Origin of the sequence: Bordetella genomosp. 8 (assembly GCF_002119685.1) — a bacterium.
In the GTDB taxonomy this organism is placed as follows: domain Bacteria; phylum Pseudomonadota; class Gammaproteobacteria; order Burkholderiales; family Burkholderiaceae_B; genus Bordetella_C.
Genome location: NZ_CP021108.1, coordinates 2,214,580 through 2,235,409 on the forward strand (window position 1 = coordinate 2,214,580; position 20,830 = coordinate 2,235,409).

The 20,830-nt window shown below is 66.5% G+C and carries 19 protein-coding genes; 9 read left to right on the plus strand and 10 right to left on the minus strand.

Annotation, left to right across the window (positions count from 1 at the left end; genetic code table 11):
- Nucleotide 1 precedes the first annotated feature (1 nt).
- Genes CAL12_RS10235 through imuA form a run of 3 tightly spaced genes read right to left on the minus strand, consistent with a single transcriptional unit; the run spans nucleotide 2 to nucleotide 5,314 of the window.
- Nucleotides 2-3,172, minus strand: a complete 3,171-nt coding sequence (locus CAL12_RS10235) for an error-prone DNA polymerase (protein ID WP_086064380.1) — start codon at nucleotides 3,170-3,172, stop codon at nucleotides 2-4.
- Between the two features lie 20 nt (nucleotides 3,173-3,192).
- On the minus strand, nucleotides 3,193-4,653 hold the full coding sequence (locus CAL12_RS10240; RefSeq protein WP_086064381.1) for a Y-family DNA polymerase: 1,461 nt from the start codon (nucleotides 4,651-4,653) through the stop codon (nucleotides 3,193-3,195).
- Complete coding sequence (imuA, locus tag CAL12_RS10245) at nucleotides 4,610-5,314, minus strand: translesion DNA synthesis-associated protein ImuA (RefSeq protein ID WP_086067799.1); 705 nt, start codon at nucleotides 5,312-5,314, stop codon at nucleotides 4,610-4,612. Before imuA ends, CAL12_RS10240 begins: the two co-directional genes overlap by 44 nt.
- Before the next feature lie 259 nt (nucleotides 5,315-5,573).
- On the opposite strand from imuA, the gene CAL12_RS10250 reads away from it, so the two are divergent.
- From CAL12_RS10250 to CAL12_RS10260, 3 genes are all read left to right on the plus strand, one after another.
- On the plus strand, nucleotides 5,574-6,575 hold the full coding sequence (locus CAL12_RS10250; protein ID WP_198298421.1) for a tetratricopeptide repeat protein: 1,002 nt from the start codon (nucleotides 5,574-5,576) through the stop codon (nucleotides 6,573-6,575).
- Nucleotides 6,576-6,784: 209 nt separating this feature from the next.
- On the plus strand, nucleotides 6,785-7,486 hold the full coding sequence (locus CAL12_RS10255; RefSeq protein ID WP_232464767.1) for a PadR family transcriptional regulator: 702 nt from the start codon (nucleotides 6,785-6,787) through the stop codon (nucleotides 7,484-7,486).
- Nucleotides 7,483-8,298, plus strand: a complete 816-nt coding sequence (locus CAL12_RS10260; protein ID WP_086064382.1) for a siderophore-interacting protein — start codon at nucleotides 7,483-7,485, stop codon at nucleotides 8,296-8,298. The genes CAL12_RS10255 and CAL12_RS10260 overlap by 4 nt, the downstream gene beginning before the upstream one ends.
- A 4-nt stretch (nucleotides 8,299-8,302) precedes the next feature.
- On the opposite strand, the gene CAL12_RS10265 is transcribed toward CAL12_RS10260, so the two are convergent.
- The 3 genes from CAL12_RS10265 to CAL12_RS10275 are packed head-to-tail and all read right to left on the minus strand — an operon-like array spanning nucleotide 8,303 to nucleotide 10,643.
- Nucleotides 8,303-9,280, minus strand: a complete 978-nt coding sequence (locus tag CAL12_RS10265; protein ID WP_086064383.1) for a Bug family tripartite tricarboxylate transporter substrate binding protein — start codon at nucleotides 9,278-9,280, stop codon at nucleotides 8,303-8,305.
- A gap of 47 nt (nucleotides 9,281-9,327) precedes the next feature.
- Nucleotides 9,328-10,188: an amidohydrolase family protein gene (locus CAL12_RS10270; RefSeq protein ID WP_157792949.1), complete on the minus strand. Its 861-nt coding sequence runs from the start codon at nucleotides 10,186-10,188 to the stop codon at nucleotides 9,328-9,330.
- Nucleotides 10,189-10,199: 11 nt separating this feature from the next.
- Nucleotides 10,200-10,643 (minus strand): carboxymuconolactone decarboxylase family protein, encoded by a 444-nt coding sequence (locus CAL12_RS10275; RefSeq protein WP_086064385.1) that lies wholly within the window; start codon nucleotides 10,641-10,643, stop codon nucleotides 10,200-10,202.
- 151 nt (nucleotides 10,644-10,794) lie between these two features.
- Here CAL12_RS10275 and CAL12_RS10280 point away from each other — a divergent pair, with 151 nt between their 5' ends.
- The gene (locus tag CAL12_RS10280) at nucleotides 10,795-11,511 is read left to right on the plus strand and encodes a GntR family transcriptional regulator (RefSeq protein ID WP_086064386.1); all 717 of its coding nucleotides are present in this window, start codon (nucleotides 10,795-10,797) and stop codon (nucleotides 11,509-11,511) included.
- Here the strand turns inward: CAL12_RS10280 and CAL12_RS10285 are convergent.
- The 4 genes from CAL12_RS10285 to CAL12_RS10300 form a co-directional block, all read right to left on the minus strand.
- The gene (locus tag CAL12_RS10285) at nucleotides 11,471-12,433 is read right to left on the minus strand and encodes a LysR family transcriptional regulator (RefSeq protein WP_086064387.1); all 963 of its coding nucleotides are present in this window, start codon (nucleotides 12,431-12,433) and stop codon (nucleotides 11,471-11,473) included. The two genes, CAL12_RS10280 and CAL12_RS10285, sit on opposite strands and share 41 nt — an antisense overlap.
- Nucleotides 12,434-12,487: 54 nt before the next feature.
- Nucleotides 12,488-13,531 (minus strand): MBL fold metallo-hydrolase, encoded by a 1,044-nt coding sequence (locus CAL12_RS10290; RefSeq protein WP_086064388.1) that lies wholly within the window; start codon nucleotides 13,529-13,531, stop codon nucleotides 12,488-12,490.
- Nucleotides 13,532-13,551: 20 nt separating this feature from the next.
- Nucleotides 13,552-14,892: an MFS transporter gene (locus CAL12_RS10295; RefSeq protein WP_086067802.1), complete on the minus strand. Its 1,341-nt coding sequence runs from the start codon at nucleotides 14,890-14,892 to the stop codon at nucleotides 13,552-13,554.
- 115 nt (nucleotides 14,893-15,007) lie between these two features.
- The gene (locus CAL12_RS10300) at nucleotides 15,008-16,075 is read right to left on the minus strand and encodes a succinylglutamate desuccinylase/aspartoacylase family protein (RefSeq protein WP_086064389.1); all 1,068 of its coding nucleotides are present in this window, start codon (nucleotides 16,073-16,075) and stop codon (nucleotides 15,008-15,010) included.
- Between the two features lie 232 nt (nucleotides 16,076-16,307).
- On the opposite strand from CAL12_RS10300, the gene CAL12_RS10305 reads away from it, so the two are divergent.
- From CAL12_RS10305 to CAL12_RS10325, 5 genes are all read left to right on the plus strand, one after another.
- On the plus strand, nucleotides 16,308-16,640 hold the full coding sequence (locus CAL12_RS10305) for a thioredoxin family protein (RefSeq protein ID WP_086064390.1): 333 nt from the start codon (nucleotides 16,308-16,310) through the stop codon (nucleotides 16,638-16,640).
- 33 nt (nucleotides 16,641-16,673) lie between these two features.
- Nucleotides 16,674-17,366, plus strand: coding sequence for a potassium channel family protein (locus tag CAL12_RS10310; RefSeq protein WP_086064391.1), 693 nt, complete (start codon nucleotides 16,674-16,676; stop codon nucleotides 17,364-17,366).
- Between the two features lie 159 nt (nucleotides 17,367-17,525).
- Nucleotides 17,526-19,067 (plus strand): sulfatase, encoded by a 1,542-nt coding sequence (locus CAL12_RS10315; protein WP_086067803.1) that lies wholly within the window; start codon nucleotides 17,526-17,528, stop codon nucleotides 19,065-19,067.
- A complete protein-coding gene (locus CAL12_RS10320; protein WP_086064392.1) occupies nucleotides 19,064-19,816 on the plus strand; it encodes a GntR family transcriptional regulator in 753 nt (250 codons plus the stop codon). The genes CAL12_RS10315 and CAL12_RS10320 overlap by 4 nt, the downstream gene beginning before the upstream one ends.
- 27 nt (nucleotides 19,817-19,843) lie before the next feature.
- Complete coding sequence (locus CAL12_RS10325) at nucleotides 19,844-20,818, plus strand: Bug family tripartite tricarboxylate transporter substrate binding protein (protein WP_086064393.1); 975 nt, start codon at nucleotides 19,844-19,846, stop codon at nucleotides 20,816-20,818.
- The last annotated feature ends 12 nt before the right edge of the window (nucleotides 20,819-20,830 follow it).

Sequence of the window (20,830 nt, forward strand, 5' to 3'; positions counted from 1 at the left end):
TTCAGTGGAAGTCCCGGCTGGCGACCGAGAGCGTGCCCAGCAGTGGCGTCAGGTCGACCAGGCGATGGGCGATCAGGTGGCGTACGTTGCTGACGTTCTGCCAGACCCCGTACACCCCCAGCAGCGTGGACGCCAGCAGCTCTTTGCGCTGCCTGTCGATCAGTTCGCGCCGCACCACCACATTGACCGCGCCGGTTTCGTCTTCGATGGAAACGAAGATCGTGCCATTGGCCGTACCGGGTCGTTGCCGCACCGTGACCAGGCCACAGGCGCGCGCCAGCCGCTTGTCGGGATAGGCGCTGAGCGTTTCCGCCGTTTCGAAGCGGCGCGCTTTCAGCTTGTCGCGCAGCAAGGCCAGGGGATGGCGGTGCAGCGTGAAGCGCAGCGAACGGTAATCGTCGGCGATGGTCTGGCCTTCGGTGGGCAGGGGCAGTTCGGGCGCCTGGGTTTCCATGATGGCGGCATCGCGCAGCAGGCCTTTGGCGGGCGGTCCCGCCGCCGCTTCCCAACGTGCCTGGCGGCGATGGCCGGCCAGGGCAATCAGGGCGTCGGCCGCCGCCAGCGCGTCCAGGTCGTGGCGACTGAGATCCGCGCGCCGCGCCAGATCCGCGGTGTGCGCGTAAGGCTGCCGCAGCCGCGCGGTGGCGATGCGCAGCGCCGCCGCTTCGGACATGCCCTTGACCAGGTTCAATCCCAGCCGCACGGCGGGCCGGCCCTTGGCGGCGGCATGGGTGAAGTCCAGCCGGCTGTCCCAATCGCTGGCGCAGACGTCCACTGGCAATACCGTCACGCCGTGGCGACGCGCATCCTGGATCAACTGCGCCGGCGCGTAGAAACCCATGGGTTGCGAATTCAGCAGCGCCGCCAGGAAGGCTTCCGGTTCATGCCGCTTGATCCATGAGCTGGCATAGGCCAGCAGGGCGAAGCTGGCGGCATGGCTTTCCGGAAAGCCGTATTCGCCGAAACCTTCGACCTGGCGGAAAATGGCCTCGGCGAATTCCTTGGCGTAGCCGCGTATCAGCATGCCGTCGACCAGCTTGTCGCGGAATTTGTGCACGCCGCCCTTGCGCCGCCACGCCGCCATGGAGCGGCGCAGTTCATCGGCTTCCCCACCGCTGAAGCCCGCCGCCACCATGGCGATCTGCATGACCTGCTCCTGGAAAATCGGCACGCCCATTGTGCGTTTCAGCACCGCGCGCACGTCTTCGCTGGGATAGGCTTCTTCTTCCAATCCCTGGCGCCGCCGCAGATAGGGATGCACCATGCCGCCCTGGATGGGGCCGGGCCGCACGATGGCGACTTCCACCACCAGGTCATAGAATTCGCGCGGCCGCAGGCGCGGCAGCATGGTCATCTGCGCGCGCGATTCGATCTGGAACACGCCTATCGTGTCGGCTTCGCAGATCATGTCGTAGGTGGGGGTATCGTGCGGCGGTATGTCCTGCATGGCGAAGGCGTGGCCGCGCCGCAGCGATATCAGTTCCAGCGCGCGGCGGATGACCGAAAGCATGCCCAGGGCCAGCACGTCCACCTTCAGCAGATGCATGGCGTCCAGGTCGTCCTTGTCCCACTGCACCACGCTGCGGCCTTCCATCGCGGCGTTTTCGATGGGCACCAGGCGCGACAATTTGCCGCGCGAGATCACGAAGCCGCCCGGATGCTGCGACAGATGCCGCGGAAATCCCATCAGCAGCGTGGCCAGCGCCGCCCACTGCCTGGCCACGACGGATTCGGGATCCAGCCCGCAGGCCTGGAAGCCGTTCAGCAGGCCTTCGCGGCTGTCCCACCATTGATGCGCCTTGGCCACCGCGTCGACGATGGCCGGGTCCACGCCCAGCGCCTTGCCGGTATCGCGCAGCACGCTGCGCGGCCGGTAGGAGATCACCACCGCCGTCAGCGCGGCGCGCGCGCGGCCGTATTTTTCATAGATGTACTGGATGACCTCTTCGCGCCGCTGGTGCTCGAAATCGACATCGATGTCGGGCGGTTCGTTGCGTTCCTTGCTGATGAAGCGTTCGAACAGCGAATTGCCGCGCGCCGGATCGACTTCGGTGATGCCCAGGCAATAGCACACCGCCGAATTGGCGGCCGATCCGCGCCCCTGGCACAGGATGCCTTGCGAACGCGCGAACTTGACGATGTCGTAGACCGTCAGGAAATACGCTTCGTAGCGCAGGTCCTGGATCAGCGCCAGTTCCTTTTCGACCTGCGCGGTGATGGCGGCGGGTATCTGTTCGCCGAAGCGGCGGTGCGCGCCGGCATAGGCTTCGGCGCGCAGGTAGGAGGCCGGCGTGGTGCCGGGCGGCACGATTTCGTCGGGATACTGGTAGCGCAGCTCGTCCAGGTTGAAGGTGCAGCGGTTGGCGATTTCCAGGGTCTGGCGCAGCGCTTCCGGGGAATAGAGCTGGGCCAGTTGCAGGCGCGAACGCAAGTGGCGTTCGGCATTGGCGGCCAGCGCGTAGCCGCATTCGCTGACCGGCTTGCCCAGGCGGATGGCGGTCAGCGTGTCGTGCAGCGGCTTGCGTGAACGGACATGCATTTCCGCCAGGCCCAGCGCGGTGATCGGCAAGCCGCAGGCGCGCGCGGTGTCTTCCACGGTGGCGCGATGCAGGTCGTCGCGCGACTGGTGCCTGGCCATCAGTCCCATCCACGCGCGGCCGGGAAATACCTGCTCCAGCCAGCGTGCCTGGGCGGCCAGCCGGCCGGCGTCGATGTCTTGCGCCGGCGCCAGGATGGCCAGGCATTCGGGCAGGCCGGCCAGGTGCGCATATTCCGCCGGCGGCCGTTCCAGCTGGGAAGGCGCAAGCAGGTATGAGCCTTTTATGGCCGCGCCGGTGCGCGCCATGGTGATCAATTCGCAAAGATTGCCGTAGCCTTCGCGGGTCTGGGCCAGCAGGATCAGGCGTGTGGGGTCGGGGTGCGCGGGATCGTTTAGTTCGAAATAGCTGCCGATGATCAGGGGCAGCTTGAGCGTTTTCGCTTCGACGTGCGCGCGCACCACGCCGGCCACCGAGCATTCGTCGGTGATGGCCAGGGCGGCATAACCCAATTCCGCGGCGCGCGTCACCAGTTCTTCCGCATGCGAGGCGCCGCGCAGGAAGGTGAAGTTGGTCATGCACCCCAGTTCCGCGTAGGCGGGAATCATGGCGATGGATTCATCGGATGCTTGCATGGCGTGTCCGGTTCGGCGTGTCAGGCGTACAGCCCATGCAGATACCAGCGCGCATCGTCCACGCCGCGTTCGCGGTAGACCCAATAGCGCGCGGCGTGGTCATCTTCCGCCACGAAATAATCGCGTACCGCCGCGGCTTCGTCCCACCAGCCGCTTTCGATGCGTTCCGGACCGCGCACCAGTTTCAATGGCGTTCCGTACACGGGCCGATGGCGTCGCACTTGCAGCGGCTGTGGCGGATTGAGCAGCCAGAAGGGACGGTCCAGCGTGGGCGCGGGCTCGCTGGACCCGGCCGCGCCATGCATGCCGGTCCAGCGATTGGCGACTTCGGGCCGATGATCGGCGACGGGGTCGGGACGCAGTACCCGGTCGGCGCCCAGCCGGGCCGTCAGCATGTCCAGCAGGCGCGCGCGTTCGCTGGCGACCTGGGCCGGTTCGGGAAACAGCGTGGTATTGGCCGCGGGTTGCGGGACCGTGTGCGGCGCGTCCAGCACGAGCGCGACCACCGGCGCCTGCAGCGTCATGCGATCCAGCCGTTCGCGCAGCAGGCCCAGCAGATGCGCCGGTTGCCAGGCCGGTTCGGCCAAGGTCAATTCCAGCAGGCTGGGGGGCCGCGCATGGCGGCCGCGTTCGTGCTCCAGGGCCAGCGTCAATCGCGGCACGGCGCGCTGGCGCGCGGTCAGCCAGCCGCTCATCTGTTCCACCAGTATGCGCGCCACCGCCAGCACCGCATCGGTGTGCTCGATGCGTTCGATCAATTCGAAGCGGCGCTTGAAGGCCAGTGGCGGAGAAATCCAGGCATGCGCCTGCGCCGCGTCGCCATAAGCGGCATCCAGGGTTTTCAGCAGCGCCGTTCCGCAGCGGCGCTGCAGGCCGGCGCGGGGCAGGCGGCGCAGGAAGCCGAAATCGCGGCAACCGATGCCGTGCAGCCATTCCAGATGGGGCTGGGCTTGCGGCAGCAGGGCGCAGGGCAGGGCGTCCAGGCGCCGCGCCAGGCGCGCCATCGTCAATGCATGGCGTGGCTCGGTATCGGCCCTGCGCGCCAATAGCCAGGCTCCGCCCGCGGTGGGCGCGATGCCCAGATGCGCCTGCAAGCCCAGGGTGCGCAACGTGCCGGCGACGCGGCGCGCCAGGGCGCGCGGCCCCCCGAATACGCGCAGGCTGGCGCCTACGTTCAGCAGCAGGGCGTGCTGGTCGCCGAGCGCGACGTCCGGCGTGTATTGCAGCAGGGCCAGCGCGGCGCCTTCCAATGCCGCGCCTTCGGCCGCCAGGTCGCGGTCCAGCAAAATGGCGTGCGGCGCCAGGGCATTGGCGCCGGCGCGGCGCATGCCCAGGGTAATGCCATGGCTGGCGGCAGCCGGCGTCAGGGCCATGACGCATTCCTGCTCGATGACCGCGCATGCCGTGACCTCCAGGGGCCACGGCGGATGCAGGGCATCAAGCGCCAGCCTCGGCAGGTAGACGGCGATCCAGAGTTGCATGGTGATCGAAAACAAGGTCGTGCGTGGGCCGTGCGATGTCCCGCACGGGCGCGCGCCGGTCCAGTGCGATATACAGGGAATGTCCGCACACCGGCCCGCGGCGCTTGACGATATCCACCTGCAATCCGTCGCCGGCCGGCGCCAGCGCCAGGCGCAGTGGCGCCGGCGATGCCTGGGCGCCGGCGCGCGCCGGACGCAGGCAGAAGAACAGGGTGGCGCCGGTCTGCGCCGCAAGATGCAGCCGCCGCAGGGATTCCGGCTGCGCCTGCGGCAGCCAGCACAGCAGGGCGGCGCAGCTGCCGTTTTTCAGCACCTGTTCCGCCGACCACAGGGCATCCGCCGGGCGTTCCGGGTTTACCCACAGCAGCCGGGCGGGGTCCAGCCCCCAGCTGGTCCATGCCGCGATATTGGGCACGCAGGGCGGCTGGACCAGTACGATGCTGCCTTCCCTGTCCAGGGCCTGCAACGCCGGCCGCAGCAGGCGTATTTCACCGATGCCGGGGCGCGGCAGCAGCAATTCGTTCAAGGCCGAGGGCGGCCAGCCCCCGCCGGGCAATTCCTTTTCCAGATCCGGATACCCCGTCGGCACCGCCGCCCGCGCCGTGCGCGCGAACTGCGTCCCCCGCCACAGGGCGGGATGGATCTGTTCGGGCGGCGGCATGGAAAGCGACGGCATGACGGCGGAGCAAGGGCGGAAACGCCCGGCGGTAAGGGCCGGGCGCAACGGTTGGGAGCAGTGATCTACTGGACAAATATACAGTAAAAATCCCGCGAAACCGTATCGGCTTGCAAGCCCGCGCCAAGGTAGAGCAGGGGCGCTATATGCTGTGATTCACGTCCTTCATGGAAACGTCGGCGTACCATCTATTGAACTTCGACGGTTCGGCGTCATCTCATTCGCATTGACGGGAGGATTCCCTATGCGCTCCATCTACTCAAAGTCCATCGCCGGCTCGATGCTGCTGTCCGCCTGCCTGCTCCTGGGCGGCAACGCCCATGCGGCGGAGGCCACGCCCGATCAGGTGTACCAGGCCGCGCAGGCGGGAAATTATCGCGAAGCCCAGGCGATGATGGACCAGATCCTGCGCGATCATCCGAACAGCGCCAAGGCGCATTTCGTGGAAGCGGAATTACTGGGCAAGCAAGGCAAGCTGCAGCAGGCCCAGGCGGAACTCAATACCGCGATCCGCCTGGATCCCAGCCAGAATTTCGCCCGTCCGGGCGCCGTGGACGAACTGCGCAGCCTGATCGCTTCGAACGGCAACGCATCGCGCGCGCAAGGCACGTTTTCCGGCATTCCCTGGGGGATGGTGCTGGCGATCGCCGGGCTGTTGATCGTCGTGTCCCTGGTCATGCGCGCACGCAGGCGCGCCAACGGCGCGGCCGGACCCTATGGCGGTCCCAACGGCGGCTACGGTCCCATGCGTACGTCCTCGCCTTACGGGCCTAATGGGCCTAACGGACCCTACGGGCCGCAAGGCGGGGCTCCCGGCGCTCCCCAGGGCGGCTACGGCTATCCCGGCGGCGTCGCTCCTGGACAGGCCGGTCCCGGCATGGGCTCGGGCATCCTCGGCGGCCTGGCGACCGGGGCGGCGGTGGGCGCCGGCGTGGTCGCGGGAGAAGCCCTGATGGACCGCGTCCTGCATCGCGGTTCGGACAATGCAGGCAATATCGGCAACGTCGATCCCGCGCGCGGCGCCGGCGCGGCGACTACCGGCGAACAAGGCTATGACATGGGCGGCAACGATTTCGGCCTGCGCGATGCCAGCTCCTGGGACGATGACGAAAAACGCAAGCTCGCCAACAACGACGGCGGCGACAACACCTGGAACGTGGGCAATCCCTGGGACGATGGTGGTTCTTCCAGCGATGGCGGTTCCTGGGACGACGGCAGCAGCAGCGGATCCGACGATTGGACCTGAGCAGGTCCGCACACGAAAGGATGTCGATATCCAAAGCCGGCGCAAGCCGGCTTTTTTACGCCCGCTGTCCATGTCCGCTGACGGGACCGTTCAGGCGACCCGGTCGGCGACCCGGTCGGCAACTCGGCAGGCGACCGTGCACGCGACTGTTGACACGCTACTCAAGCGTGTATATCGTACGATATATGTCTTACGATATAGAGGACGTCATGAACTTTCCTTTCCATCATTGGTTTTTCATGCGCCGCGCCATGGGCGGCATGGGCATGGGCGGCTGGGGCATGCATCACGGCATGGTCGGCCGCCACGGCGGCGGTCATCGCGGGCGCCACGGCCATCGCGGCGATGACGGCGATCACGACGGCGGCGATCGCGGCTGGATACGCGGGCGCAAGTTCGGCGGCGACGAACTGCAGCTGATGCTGCTGGGCATCCTGGAAAAAAATCCCAGCCATGGCTATGAGTTGATCAAGGCCCTGGGCGCGATGAGCAGCGGCTTCTACACACCCAGCCCCGGCATGATCTATCCCGCGCTGACCTACCTGGAAGAAATCGGCTACGCCACCGTTGAACTCGAAGGCAGCAAGAAGCGCTATCACCTGTCGGAAGAAGGCCGCGCGCATCTGGACGCCAACCGTGACAGGCTCGACATGATGTTCGGCAAGCTCAAGCACGTGGCCCGGAAAATGGAATGGATGCGCCGCGCGTGGACGGGCCAGCCCATGGAAGCCGGCCCGGAAGGCGAAGACGTCGCCACCGGCTGGGTACCCGAACTCGTGCAGGCCAGGCAGGCGCTGAAGCAGGCCGTATTCCGTCGCGACGACGCGGACCCCGCGGAACAACGCCGCATCGCCGCCATCCTGATGCGAGCAGTGCGGGAAATCGAAGGCGACGGCACGGAGCAAGCATGACGACACTCGAACTCTCCGTGCAACGCGTGCGCCATGACTTGAAGATGCGCATGCTGCAAGTCGTCCGCACACGCCTCGTCTCACCGCAACTGCTCTGCGTCACGCTGACCGGCGAAGACCTGCGCGGCTTCGTGTCCGCCTCGTTCGACGATCACGTAAAGGTCTTTTTCCCCGAACCTGGGCAGGACCGGCCCGTCCTGCCCATCGTCGGTCTGGAAGGCATCTCCATGCCGGCGGGCGCACCGCGTCCGGCCGCGCGCGACTACACGCCGCGGCGCTACGACGCCGACGCCAATGAACTCGATATCGAGTTCGTGCTGCATGGCGACGGCCCCGCGTCCAGCTGGGCCGCGCAGGCCCGTCCCGGCCAGTTCATCGGCGTGGGCGGGCCACGCGGTTCCTTCATCGTGCCCATGGCCTTCGATTGGCATTTGCTGATCGGCGACGAAACCGCCTTGCCGGCCATCGCGCGCCGCTTGCAGGAATTGCCCGCATCGACGCGCGCCATCGCCATCATCGAGGTCGCCGACGCCAAGGCGGAAATCCCGCTCCCCTCGCGTGAGGGCATCACGCTGCAATGGCTGCATCGCGATGGCGCCCCGGCTGGCGATCCCGCGCGGCTGGAACAAGCCGCGCGCCAGCTGCAATTGCCCGCGGGAGAAGGCTATGTCTGGGCGGCCGCCGAATCCGTCGCCGCCAAGGCCGTACGGCGCGTGCTGGTGGACGAACGCGGTATCCCCAAGAACCGCATCCGCGCTTCCAGCTACTGGAAGCGCGGCGCGTCCGGGGTACACGAAACGCTCGAGGATTGACCCGCTAGCCGATCTTCAGGTTCGTCGCCTTGATGATCTTTCCCCACTTGTCCTTTTCCGAAAGGATGAAGCGCTGGAATTGCTGCGGGGTATCGCTGACCAGGTCCACGCCGGTGGCCTGGAACTTGGCGATGACGGCGGGGTCGGCCAGCGCCTGGCGCACCGCCGCGTTGATCCGATTCACGATCTCCGGCGGCGTATGCGCCGGCGCGACAAGCCCGAACCACGCGTCGGATTCGAAGCCGGGCACCGTTTCCGCGATGGCGGGTATGTCCTTCATGCTCGGCAGGCGGTGGCTGGATGCCACGCCCAGGGGTTGCATCGTGCCCGCCTTGACCTGCGGATAGGTGGTGGGCGAGTTGTCGAACATCACCAGGATCTGCCCGCCGATCAGGTCGGTCGCCGCCGGTGCGCTGCCCCGGTAGGGAATATGCTGCAGATCGATGCCCGCATCGTGCTTGAGCAGTTCCATCGTCAGATGGCTGGTCGTGCCGCTGCCTTGCGAACCGTAGGCGACCCGGCCAGGATGCGCCTTGGCATAGGCGATCAGTTCGGCGACGGTCTTGAAAGGCGCCTTCACGTTCGACACCAGCATGATCGGCACCGAGGCCAGCAACGATACGGGCGCGAAGTCCTTGATCGGATCGTAGCCGGGGCTGGCATACAACTGCTGGTTGATGCTCAAGGGACCGGCGCTGGAGACCAGCAAGGTGTAGCCGTCGGGCTTGGCGCGCGCGACATAGGCGGCGCCGACGTTCCCGCCGGCGCCCTGGCGGTTCTCCACGATCACCGATTGCTTCAGGATGGGGCCGAGCTTCTCGGCCAGCACGCGCGCGATCACATCGGTGGTGCCGCCGGGGGGAAAGGGGACGACGATATTGATGGTCTGCGCTGGCCACGTTTCCGCCGCCCAGCATGACGTTGACGAAAGGACGCAGGCCATCACAGCGGCCGTCATCGCGTGCCGCAGCTTCTTCAACATGGTTTGTCTCCGTGATTGTCTATTTTTTATGTGCCGCCGATGTTGGTTCAGAACCCGTAAAGCCTGGCCGGGTTCTCCACCAGCATCTTGCGTTGCACCTCGGGGTCCGGCGCCCATAGCGGGATCAGATCCACCAGGTCGCCATCGTTCGGCATCGGGACATCGCATATCGGATGCGGCCAGTTGCTGCCCCATATCAGCCGATCCGGCCAGCGCCGTACGCACTCGTGGATCATCGGCAGCATGTCGTCGTGCGGATAAGGTTGGCTCGACAAGCGGTACAGGCTGGCCAGCTTGATCCATACGCGTCCGCTATCCATCAGCCCGGCCAGTGCATGGAACGCCGGGCTCCGGACGCCTTCGTCGGCGCGTATGCGGGCCAGGTGGTCCAGCACCACATCGACGCGCTGCGCGCGCAGGCGTGGAGCCAGGTCCACCAACTCGTCGGATTTCTTGAAATGCAGCACCAGATGCCAGCCCATCTCGCGGGCTTCCGCGGCCAGGGCATCGAAGGCGTCGAAACCGACGCCGCCACCGACCACCGTCGACATGCGGTAGCCGCGCATCCCGAGTTCGTGCATGGCTACACGTTCCTTGACTGGTCGGCCCGGCGGGATCACCGCCACGCCGCGCGCGCGCGGACCCATGCGCCGCAAGGCATCCAGCGTGGCTGCATTGTCGGTGCCGTGCGCACCGCCATGCACGATTACCGCGCGGTCGATGCCCAAGGTCGCGAGCAGCTTTTCGTAGTCCTCCACGGTGCAGTCTTCCGGCGTGTAGCTGCGTTCCGGCGAGTAGGGGAAGCGGTGCGCCGGGCCGAAAATATGCGCGTGGCAATCGCAGGCGCCTTGCGGCATCTGGAAGCGCGGCTTGCGGGTTTCACGGTCGGGGCCGGGGCAGGCGTGCATGGCGCGCCCCGTCATTCCGTCGCGCCGGCGGCCGCCTGCGCTTCGCGTTCGGCAATGCGCGCCAGCATTTCCGCGCCGCGATTGGCCGCGGAAACGCCGCGGAAGATGTACGCCATGCTCACCACGGCCTGCATCTCTTCCCAGGTCGCGCCGGCGCGGCGCGCCGCGATGCCGTGGATCATGGCGGCATCGCTCAATTCCACCACCAGCATGCCGAAGATCATCAACTGCGCTGTCTTGGTGTCGAAGCAGGCGGGGTTCATCGCGTGCGCGCGCACTTCTTCCTGCAGGCGCACCACTTCGGGATCGAGCGCGCCGGTCACCACCAGGCGCGATTCCACGCGTGGCGGCAGGTAGCCCAGCAGGGCACGGTACGAATCCGCCAGTTGCGCCATGCTTTCGTGCGGTTGGCCCATGGCCTTGCTGGCGATCTCTTTGTCGATACGAGCTGACATTCTGCGTTCCTCGATACGCGGCGTCGGGCGCCGGAGCGGCTATCTTTCGCCAACAAATAATCGAAGTCAACAGAAAAATCGATTTTATTTGATAGATCGATCTTGGCGTGAACCGAGGTAGAATCCTTCCAGACCTGGACCCGCCGCTCGTATGAAGAACCTCCTGGAAGCACCTGCCGTCGACACCGATGCCGGAACCGGCTCGTCCCTGACGGCGTCTGTCGCGATCCAGGTGCGAGCGGCCATCCTGCAGGGCATCTATGCGCCCGGCGCCAAGCTCAGGCTGGACGATCTACGCCGCGAGTACGGCGTCAGCCTGAGTCCGCTGCGCGAAGCGCTGACCCGGCTGGCGGCGGAAGGCCTGGTGCAGATCACCGACCAGCGCGGCTACCGCGTCGCGCCGGTTTCCGCCGCCAATCTGCTGGAGGTCACCAAGCTCCGCATCCAGCTGGAAGTCATGGCCTTGACCGAATCCCTGGCGAAAGGCGACGACCGCTGGGAAGACAGCCTGGTCGTCGCATACCATCGCCTGGGCCGGCTGGAACGGGAAGGCACGCGTGACGAACGCTGGGAAAAAGCTCATCGCGCGTTTCACCTGACCCTGTTCGCCGCCTGTGGCATGCCCTTGCTGCTGCGTTTCTGCGGCACCCTGCACGATCTCAGCGATCGTTACCGGCGCCTGTTCCTGGTGCGGCATGCGCCCGACGCCAACGTGCCCGACGAGCACCAGGGTATCTTCGACGCCGCCATGGCGCGCGATGCCGCTCGCGCGGCGCAGATATTGACCCGTCACCTGGAGCGCACGGGCCGCAACGTGATGGCTATCCTCAACGAAGCGCAGGCTGCGGATCCCGCACCGTATCGATGAAGCGGGCCAGCACGGGGTTGGCCGCGTGCTTGCTGGAGGAGAACACCAGCGGCATGTCGATCGACAGGTCGCTCAGGCGCGCGAACCGGGCCAGCGCGGGCGGACGTCCCAGGTTGGCCGAATTGACGATGGCCGCGCCTATGCCGGCGCATACCAGCGCCAGCATGGCCGCCTCGGTCGAGACTTCCTGCACGACGCGCAGCGTCACCCCCAGTTCCTGGCAACTGCCGATCAGCTTGTCGAAATACAAGGGATAGACCGCGCGCGGGAAGGTCACGAACGGCCAATCGGCGATGTCGCGCAAGGCCACGCTTGGAAGTTCGCCCGTGCCTTTGCCGGCGTTCGCGCCCGCGCCAGCGCCCGCGTCGCCGTTCCCGGTGGATGCGATGGGTAGCCGCCACGCCAACGGCGCGGCGAGCAGCACGTTTTTCGTCCCGAGCGGCAGGGCATCGAATGCGTCAGGCAGCGGGCCGTACTGGTAGACGAAGCCGCCGTCGAGCGTACCCGCTTCGATCTGCTGCAATTGATCGGGCGTGTTCATCGGGATCAACTCCATGCGCACGTCCGGGACTTCCAGCTGGAATCGCCGGAAGATATCGGGAACGATGCCGTCCCAGGCGCTGTTCTCGACGAAGCCCAGCCGCAGATAGCCCTGCGCGCCCGACGACAGGCGCCTGGCCGTGCGCGCGGCCGCTTCCAGATGGGCGATGGCGGCGCGCGCCTCGCGCAGATATGCCTGTCCGGCCACGGTCAACTTCAGCCCGCGCGGGGTGCGCTCGAACAGCATCAGGCCCAGCTCTTCTTCCAGGTCCTGGATCTGCCGGGAAATCGCCGGTTGGGTGACGTGTATGCGCTCCGCCGCGATACGGATGCTGCCCGACTCGGCGGCGGCGATGAAATAGCGTAGATGCCGTAGTTCCATCTGTTGCCTCGATGCCATTGCTATCGGGCAACGATGATGCCACAGCGCGCCGGCCTACGGTTTCAGGCCGTCCAGGCTGTATGCCACGGGCAGCCAGCGATAGCCCTGGCCGGCGCGCTGCACATGGCCAAGTCCGGGGAAGGGGATGTGCGCGCCGCCCACCATATAGCCGTCGCGGGCCGCTTCGTCGAAGGCCTGCTTGCGGGCGCGCGCGGCGTCGGCCGCCGCGACGTCGAACTGGATGGTCACGTCCGGGCGACCGAACTGCACTTCTTCGGCATGGACGATGTCGCCCCAGAGCTCCAGCCGGTGTCCATCGCTTTCCACCAGATATCGGGTGTGCCCCGGCGTATGTCCGGGCTGGGCGACCGCGCGTATGCCGGGCAGTATCTGCGCGCCGCTGGCGAAAGGCTTGAGTCGGCCGGCCTGCGCGTAAGGATCAAGCGATTGATGCGCCTGCTCGAATACATGGCGGTCCTTCTCCGGCGCCTTGGCTGCGTTGGCGGGATTGAGCCAGTAATCGGTGTCGTGCTTGTCCACAAAGACATCCGCATTGGGGAACAGCATGCGCCCCTTGACGGTCAGTCCGCCCGAGTGATCGCCATGGATATGGGTCAGCAGCACCATATCGATGTCCGCCGCGTCGTAGCCCGCCGCCTTGATGTTGCGCAGCAACTGGCCACCGCCACGATTGCCGAAGAAGTCGCCGGCGCCGGTGTCCACCAGGACGAGGTGGGTACCGGTATGGATCAGGAAGGTATTGATGGACGTTTCCACCGGCTCCGAGCGATGCGCGCGCGCAAGGTCGGCCCGGGTCTGTTCGGGCGGCGTTTGCAGGAGCTTGTCGAGCGGTATGGCGATGGTGCCGTCGGAAACACCGGTGACTTCGAACTGTCCCAGCATCATGCGATAGAACCCGGGCGCCTGGGTTCGCACCTGCGGCGGGACCGTAGGGCTTGCCTTGCCCGCATCCGGCGCCACTCCCTGGGCCCAGGCGGCTGCCTGGATGCCGGACAGCGATATGGCGGCCGCGAGGACGGCCAGTTTCACGGCGGAAGCCGCGCTTGCGCGGCGGGTCGAAGCTGCGGTGAATTTCATGCGATATCCCTCGTTCCAGGTCAAATCGCGGCGCGGCCCGCGGCCACGCTCTCGGTGCGGATGACGGGTTCCATGGATGCCGCGCGGCGCGTTGCGATCCAGTACAGCAGTGCGCTCAGCGCCGCGGCTATCGTGCCGACGATGGCCAGCGCCGTGGCCAGGCCGGTATGCGGGTCCGCCAGCCACTCGTTGATTCCCCCGACTGCGTAGGGACCGAGACCGCCGCTGATCGCATTGGTCAGGAACACCAGCAACGCGAGCGAACGGCCGCGCATGCGATTGGGTATGGCGATCTGCAAGGGCACCGGCGCCAGTGCCATGACGATGCTGGCGGCGTAGGCGCACAAGCCGTACAGCGCCAGGGTCAGGGTCAGGGATGGCGCCAGGGGAGCCGCGCAAGCCACCGGGATCAGCAGCGTCGCGGCCCAGGCGGCGATGCGCAACACCTTGCGCAAGGCGCCGGCATCGCTGACCTTGCCGACCAGGAAGCTGGCGCTGACGACGCCGGCCATGCCGCCCACCATGTAGATCGGTCCCGCCAGCTTGCCCACTTCGCTGGCGCTGAGCCCGAACCGGCGGATGATCATGGTCGGAAACCAGGCCGAATGCGAATAGAACAACAGGATCAGCGCGACATAGCCGAAGAAGTAGGGCAGGCAGAAGCGGTTGCGAACGAACAGCTCACGCAGGACTTCTTGGAAAGGTGGCGCGCCCTCGGATGCGCCGACTGGCACGCCGCGCCGCGCGGGCTCCTTGATCGTCAGCGCGACCAGCGCGGCCAGCACCAGGCCGGGCAACCCGAGGACGAAGAACACCATCTGCCAGGGGTGCAGCTCATGCCGCGCCAGCCATGCGGAAGCGTCCGGGGCCGCCATCCAGCCCAGCAGCGCACCGCCGCCCAATAGCGCGACCCCGCCGCCCACGTAGGGCCCCAGCATGAAGATACTGCTGGCCCGCGCCACCTTGCGCGGTGGAAACAGGTCGCTGAAGATCGACAGCGCCGCCGGGCTCAGCGCGGCTTCGGCGATGGCCGTGCCGGCGCGCCACACCAGCAGTTCCCCGAAACTGGTCGCCGTGCCGCACATCGCCGTCGAGATCGCCCAGATGGCCACACAGGCCGCGCTGAGCATGACGCGGTTGGAGCGGTCCACCATCCGCGCCACGAACACGCCCGCCGTGGCGTAGCACAGCGTGAACGCGATCCCTTGCAACAGGCCGATCTGCGTGTCGCTCAGCGCCAGGCTGGCCTTGAGCGGCTGCACCAGGATGCTGACCACCTGCCGATCGATATAGGAGAACACGAAGCAGAGGAAGAACATCCCCACGACGTAGCCATGGGATATCGAACCGGTCTCCGCCATCGATCCGGCGCGTGTACCGGCGCCAACGGCGGGGAATTGCGCCGGCGCGGTGGCATGCGCTTGCGGCGGACTCGTCGACGCGGTATCGGCGGGCGTATCGCTATTTGTCATGGCATCACCATTGGGCGGGGGACGCGAGCAGGGCGATGCAATCGCCCGGTTCGACGCGTGCATAGGTCCGTGCGCACACCACCATGCCGGCGCCCGCAAAATGCAGTTCGCGGGCGGGTTCCCACGGTGAGTGCGGATCGAACAGGCGCCCGGCCAGCTGGCCGGCCTCGACCTGCTGCCCCAGACGGAAGCAGGGTTCGAACACCCCATGGCGCGGCGCGAACAGATAATGCCGCGCGCCGTCCACGCGGATCAAGGCGGTGCGGCGCGGCGGCGCGGGCGGATGGTCGTCGACCGTCAGGCCGGCGGCATGCAGGAAGCGGCGCACGCCGTCCTCCACGATGGCCACGCCATCCACGCTACAGGTCGCGGCGCCGCCGAACTCGCCGCACAGGAACAGCGTGCCATGGCGCTCGGCCGCCGCGCCATAGGTGCGGTCCTCGCCCAGCAGGTCCATGATCATCGTATGCGGCGCGGCGAAGGCATCGACCAGCTTCAGGAATTCGGCATGCCGCGTGTCGTCGCCGGGCAATGCCGCCAGCAGCGTGGGCATGTGATTGAACGACGCGCCGCCCGCGTGCAGGTCCAGCGCGATGTCCGTGCGCGGAAAGAGCTCGGTGTCGACGTAATGCGCGATCATGGCCGTCAGCGAGCCATTGCGCTCGCCCGGGAACATCCGGTTCAGGTTGCCACGGTCGATCGGCGACGTGCGCGAACCGTTCAGGAAGGCCGGGAAGTTCAGGGCCGGAATCACGATCAGCCGGCCGCGTATCCGCATGTCGGGCATGCGCCGCAGCAGCTTCATCAAGGCCACGGGACCTTCGTATTCGTCGCCATGGTTGCCGCCCGTCAGCAGCACGGTCGGGCCCGTGCCGTGTTTCAGCACCGCGACCGGCGTCGGGATGTGGCCATAGGCCGAACGATCCTGCGAATACGGGATGCGCAGGAAGCCGGTCTGGAAACCTTCGCGGTCGTAGTCGACGTCGGTCGAGATCAACGATTTGCGCGCGTGCGCCGTGGATGCGGGCGGCGGCGCCGCCTGGATCGTGGGTTCGAGCAGGGTGGGGGGCATGTCCTCGTCTCCTTGCGATGTGCGGGCGCTGCGTGTCGACTTGGCCCATGCGCCAACTATTCACGATCCGGGGTATGCCGGCAATTTCCGATTACTGGGGGTAGTGATGCATTTAATGCATCACTTAGGGAAAGTATCGAGGTCGCGCATAATGGGGGACTTCGCCCGGCTGCTTCCATACCGGCGGCTTACCGCCGGCGGAACCCGGGCCGCCAAACGGAGAGCCATCGCCATGTTCCAGGACTTCGATCCGCACCGCCCTGAACCTGCCCGCGAGAACGTGGACGCCATGAAGGGCGCCGCGGTGCTGGAATTCGGCGCCAACTGGTGTCCCATCTGCCAGGGCACCCAGCCCATCATCAAGGCGGCAATGAACCGGCACGCGGACGTCCAGCACATCAAGGTGGAAGACGGAAAAGGCAAGCCCCTGGGCCGTTCCTACAAGGTCAAGCTATGGCCCACCCTGGTCTTCCTGCAGGATGGCCAGGAAGTCGCGCGGCTGGTGCGGCCGCAAGACGAGGCCGATATCGAAAACGCGCTGGCGGGCCTGCGGACCGGCGGCTGATCGCCGCGAAACACCTGATCGGAGAGCTTCGGTATGCCACCTTCCAGGCGTTGGCTGGAACGCACCGCCATGCTGCGGCTGGGCAGCATGGCCACCTTGCTGTTCATCCTGATCCTGAGCGTCTTCATCGCGCCCGTGATCCTGCCGCCGGATTCAACCGCCGGCCAGATCGTCGAAGACGTCCTGATTTCCTTGATCCTGCTCTGCGGCGCCGTCGCCGTGTCCGATCGGCGGCTGGCGTTCATCCCGCTCACGCTGGTGGCGGTGGTCGTGATCGGCGTGCGCTGGGCCGGCTGGTTCATGCCGTCCGGCTCCGCCGAGCTGCGCGCCTTCGCCTTGTTGTTTGCCTTGCTGATGCTGGCGCTGGTGATATGCGCCAAGGTCTTCGGCAAGGGTGCGCAGGTGCGCGACCGCCTGTGGGGTGCCATCGTGCTCTACATGCTGCTGGGCGTCATCTGGGCCGCCGCGTACGAGATCGTCAACCTGCGCGTGCCCGGCGCCTATACCGGCATGGACGCGCAGACCAATCTCGGCTATCCCTGGGTGTGGATCTACTTCAGCTTCTCGACGCTGACCACCGTGGGCTACGGCGACATCACGCCGATCGCGCGCGTCGCGCGCTCCCTGTCGAACCTGGAAGCGCTGATCGGGCAGCTGTATCCCGCCATCGTCCTGGCGCGGCTGGTGTCCCTGCCGGCGGAAGACACGCGGTCGGACGACGCGTAGCGCGAGTGCCTGGGCCGCGGCGTCTTCGGGGCCCCGTCGCCTCCGTTGCACGGTCATAGGCGATCCGTCGCCAGCTGCCGGAACAGGGTAGCCGGTTGACGCTGCCGGCGCAGACGGATAATGTATCGTATATGATCGATAATATATAGGATGGAGCACGTGAAGGTCGTCTTCCTGCTGTTCGACTCGCTGAACCGGCACGCCCTGTCCTGCTACGGCAAGGCCGGCATTCCCACGCCCAATTTCGATCGGCTGGCGGCGCGCTCGGTTACCTTCGACTCCCATTTCGTCGGCAGCCTTCCCTGCCTGCCGGCGCGGCGCGATATCCAGACCGGCCGGCTCAACTTCCTGCATCGGGGCTGGGGTCCGCTGGAGCCCTTCGATCACTCGCTGGCCGGCATGTTGCGCGACAGCGGCGTCTACACGCACCTGATCACCGATCACTATCACTACTTCGAAGATGGTGGCGCCGGCTTCCATGGCCGCTATTCTTCCTGGGAATTCATCCGGGGGCAGGAAAAGGACAAGTGGCGCCCCGCGCTGAATCCGAATGCCAGCGCCTATGCCGAGCGGTATCACGAGCGCATGCACGACTTCTCGGAAGACATCAATTCCAAGCTGCCGTATTTCGTGAACCGGGAATACCTGGAGTCGCGCGGCGACTTTCCGATGGCGCAGTGCTTCGAATCGGCGAACGAATTCCTGCGGAATCATCACGCGGACCAGCCCTGGCTGCTGCATCTGGAGTGCTTCGATCCGCACGAACCCTTCTTCGCGCCCGAGCAGTTCCTGCGGGACTTTCCCGAGGCGCTGGGCGGCAAGATCTTCGACTGGCCTGCCTACGGACGCGTGGACATCGATCCCGCGCTGTTGAAGACGCTGCGCGCCAACTACCACGCGCTGGTACAGGCCTGCGACCATTACCTGGGCACGCTGCTGGACACCTTCGACCGGTTGGACCTGTGGAAGGACACCTGGCTGATCATGTCCACCGACCACGGCCTGCTGCTGGGCGAGAAGGAATACCTGGGCAAGAACCGTCCGCCGTTCTTCAACGAAGTCGCGCATATCCCGTTGACGATCGCGGCACCGCCGGCGTCGGGCATCCAGCCGCGCCATGAATCGGCCCTGACCCAGACCATAGACCTGATGCCCACCATGCTGGACATCTTCCAGCGGCCCATCCCCGCCGAGGTCACCGGCCATAGCCTGCTGACCGTCATGCGGGACGGCAAGCCGGTGCGCGCCGCCGATGGCGCGGTGCCCGGCGCCATCTACGGCCAGTTCGGCGCCGCGATCAACTACACCGATGGCCGCTACACCTACTTCCTGTACCCGGCGGTCCCCTTCGAAACCGATCTGTTCCAGTACACGCTGATGCCGGCGCACATGCGCACCTTCTTCGAAGCCAAGGAGTTCGAAGGCGCGGAGCTGGTGGGCCCATTGCCCTTCACGCAGGGCTACCCTGTCATGAAATTGCCCATGCGGGCGGACGCCAAGGCGAACATGACACGGCGCTATCCCTTGCTGGAAGCCAGGACCGTCCTTTATGACCTGCGCGACGATCCCGAACAACGCCAGCCGTTGGACGCGCCGGAGATCGAGCAGCGCATGCGGGCGGCGGTGGCGGCACAATTGCGCGCCAACAATGCGCCTGCTGAAATGCTGTCGCGCTACGGACTGGCCGAGGTGCGCCCATGAACAGCCGCCAGGCCGACCTGAATCTCGTGCAGCCCCGCAGCCTGGCCGACCAGATCCATGCGGAAGTGCTGCGGCTCATCGCCGCGGGCGCGTTCCAGCCGGGCATGGCCATCGGCATCGCCGAACTGGCGCGGCGTTGCGGCGTCAGCCAGACGCCCGTGCGCGAAGCCCTGGCGCGGCTGGCGGCGGAAGGGCAGTTGAGCTTTACCCGCAACATCGGCTACCGGCTGCCCGAAGCGCCCACCATGAAGCAGTACACCGACTGGGCGGTCGCGCGCGTCGTCGTGGAATCCAACGCGCTGCTGTATATCCTGGGGCCCATCGACACCCGGCTGCTGGATGAAGCTCAAAAGATCAATGAACAGATCCGCGCGTCCGAATTCGGCACCACGGCAGCCGGTATCAGGAAGTTCAGCGAGCTGAACTGGCGCTTTCACGCCGCGCTGATCGGCCTGGCGCGCAACGATATGCTGGCCGACGTGCACGCGCGGCTTTACGCGTCGCCCCAGTTCTCGCGCATTTTTCTCGGGCGCGGCGTATCGAACCAGGCCGAGGTCGTGGCGGAACACGAGCGGGTGCTGGCGGGCTTGCGCGTGGGCGATCGCCGCGCCGCGGCGGACGCGCTGCGCGACCATATCGTCGACAGCCTGGAGCGCGACGCGCGGCTTACGCATCTGTCGGGGTCGATCCGTCGCGCCCTGCGTGGCGAACCGCCCTTGGATGATCCGGACACGGCCGATAGAAGCTGATCCGTGAACAAAAACCAGGAGACAAGCATGACGAACCGACTGCAAACCCTGTTGGCCGGCGCGGCCTGCATCATGGGCGCGATGGCGCCCGCCTTGGCCCAGGCTTATCCGGACCATCCGATCACATTGGTCGTCGGGTTCCCGCCTGGGGGCGGCGTGGATCTCGTGGCGCGGCCCTTGGCCGAGCGCCTGTCCAAACAACTGGGCCAGCCCGTCATCGTGGAGAACCGTGGCGGCGCGGCAGGCAACATCGCGATGGACTATGTCGCGCGCGCCCGTCCCGACGGGTACACCCTGATGATAGGCAACCTGGGCATGCTCAGCGCGAATCCCTTGCTCTATCCCAATTTGAACTTCGATGTCGCCAAGAGCTTCGCGCCGGTGGCGCGCCTGGTCGTGACGCCGCTGCTGGCCATCGTGCCGGCCAAACTGCCCGCCACCAGCATGAAGCAGTTCGTGGACCTGGCAAAGCAGGAGCCGGGCAAGATGTTCTTCGGCTCCGGCGGCACCGGCAACATCAACCATCTGGCCGTCGAACTGCTCAAGATGCAGACCGGCGTGCAGATCACCCATGTTCCCTACAAAGGCAGCGCGCCGGCCCTGACCGCCCTGGTCTCGGATGAAGTGCAACTGGACATCGACGGGTTGAATATCCTGCTGCCCCAGGTGAAGGGCGGCATGGCGAGGGCGCTGGCCGTCACGGGAGAAAAGCGCGCGCCGGCCTTGCCGGACGTGCCGACCATGAAAGAGGCGGGCTTTCCGGGAATGACGGTCTACGGCTGGCAGGGCGTGTTCGTCCCCGCCGGGACGCCGCAACCCATCGTCGACCGGCTGACCGGCGAAGTCGAAAAAGCCCTCAGGGATCCCGCGCTCGCCCAACGCCTGTCGGAGCAGGGCACGGACCCGGCTTTCCAGAACGCGGCGGATTTCCAGAAGTACATTACCGCCGAGCAGGAGCGTTGGGGCAAGGTGATCAAGACCGCGAACATCAAGGTGGAATAGCCGGGCGGTTAG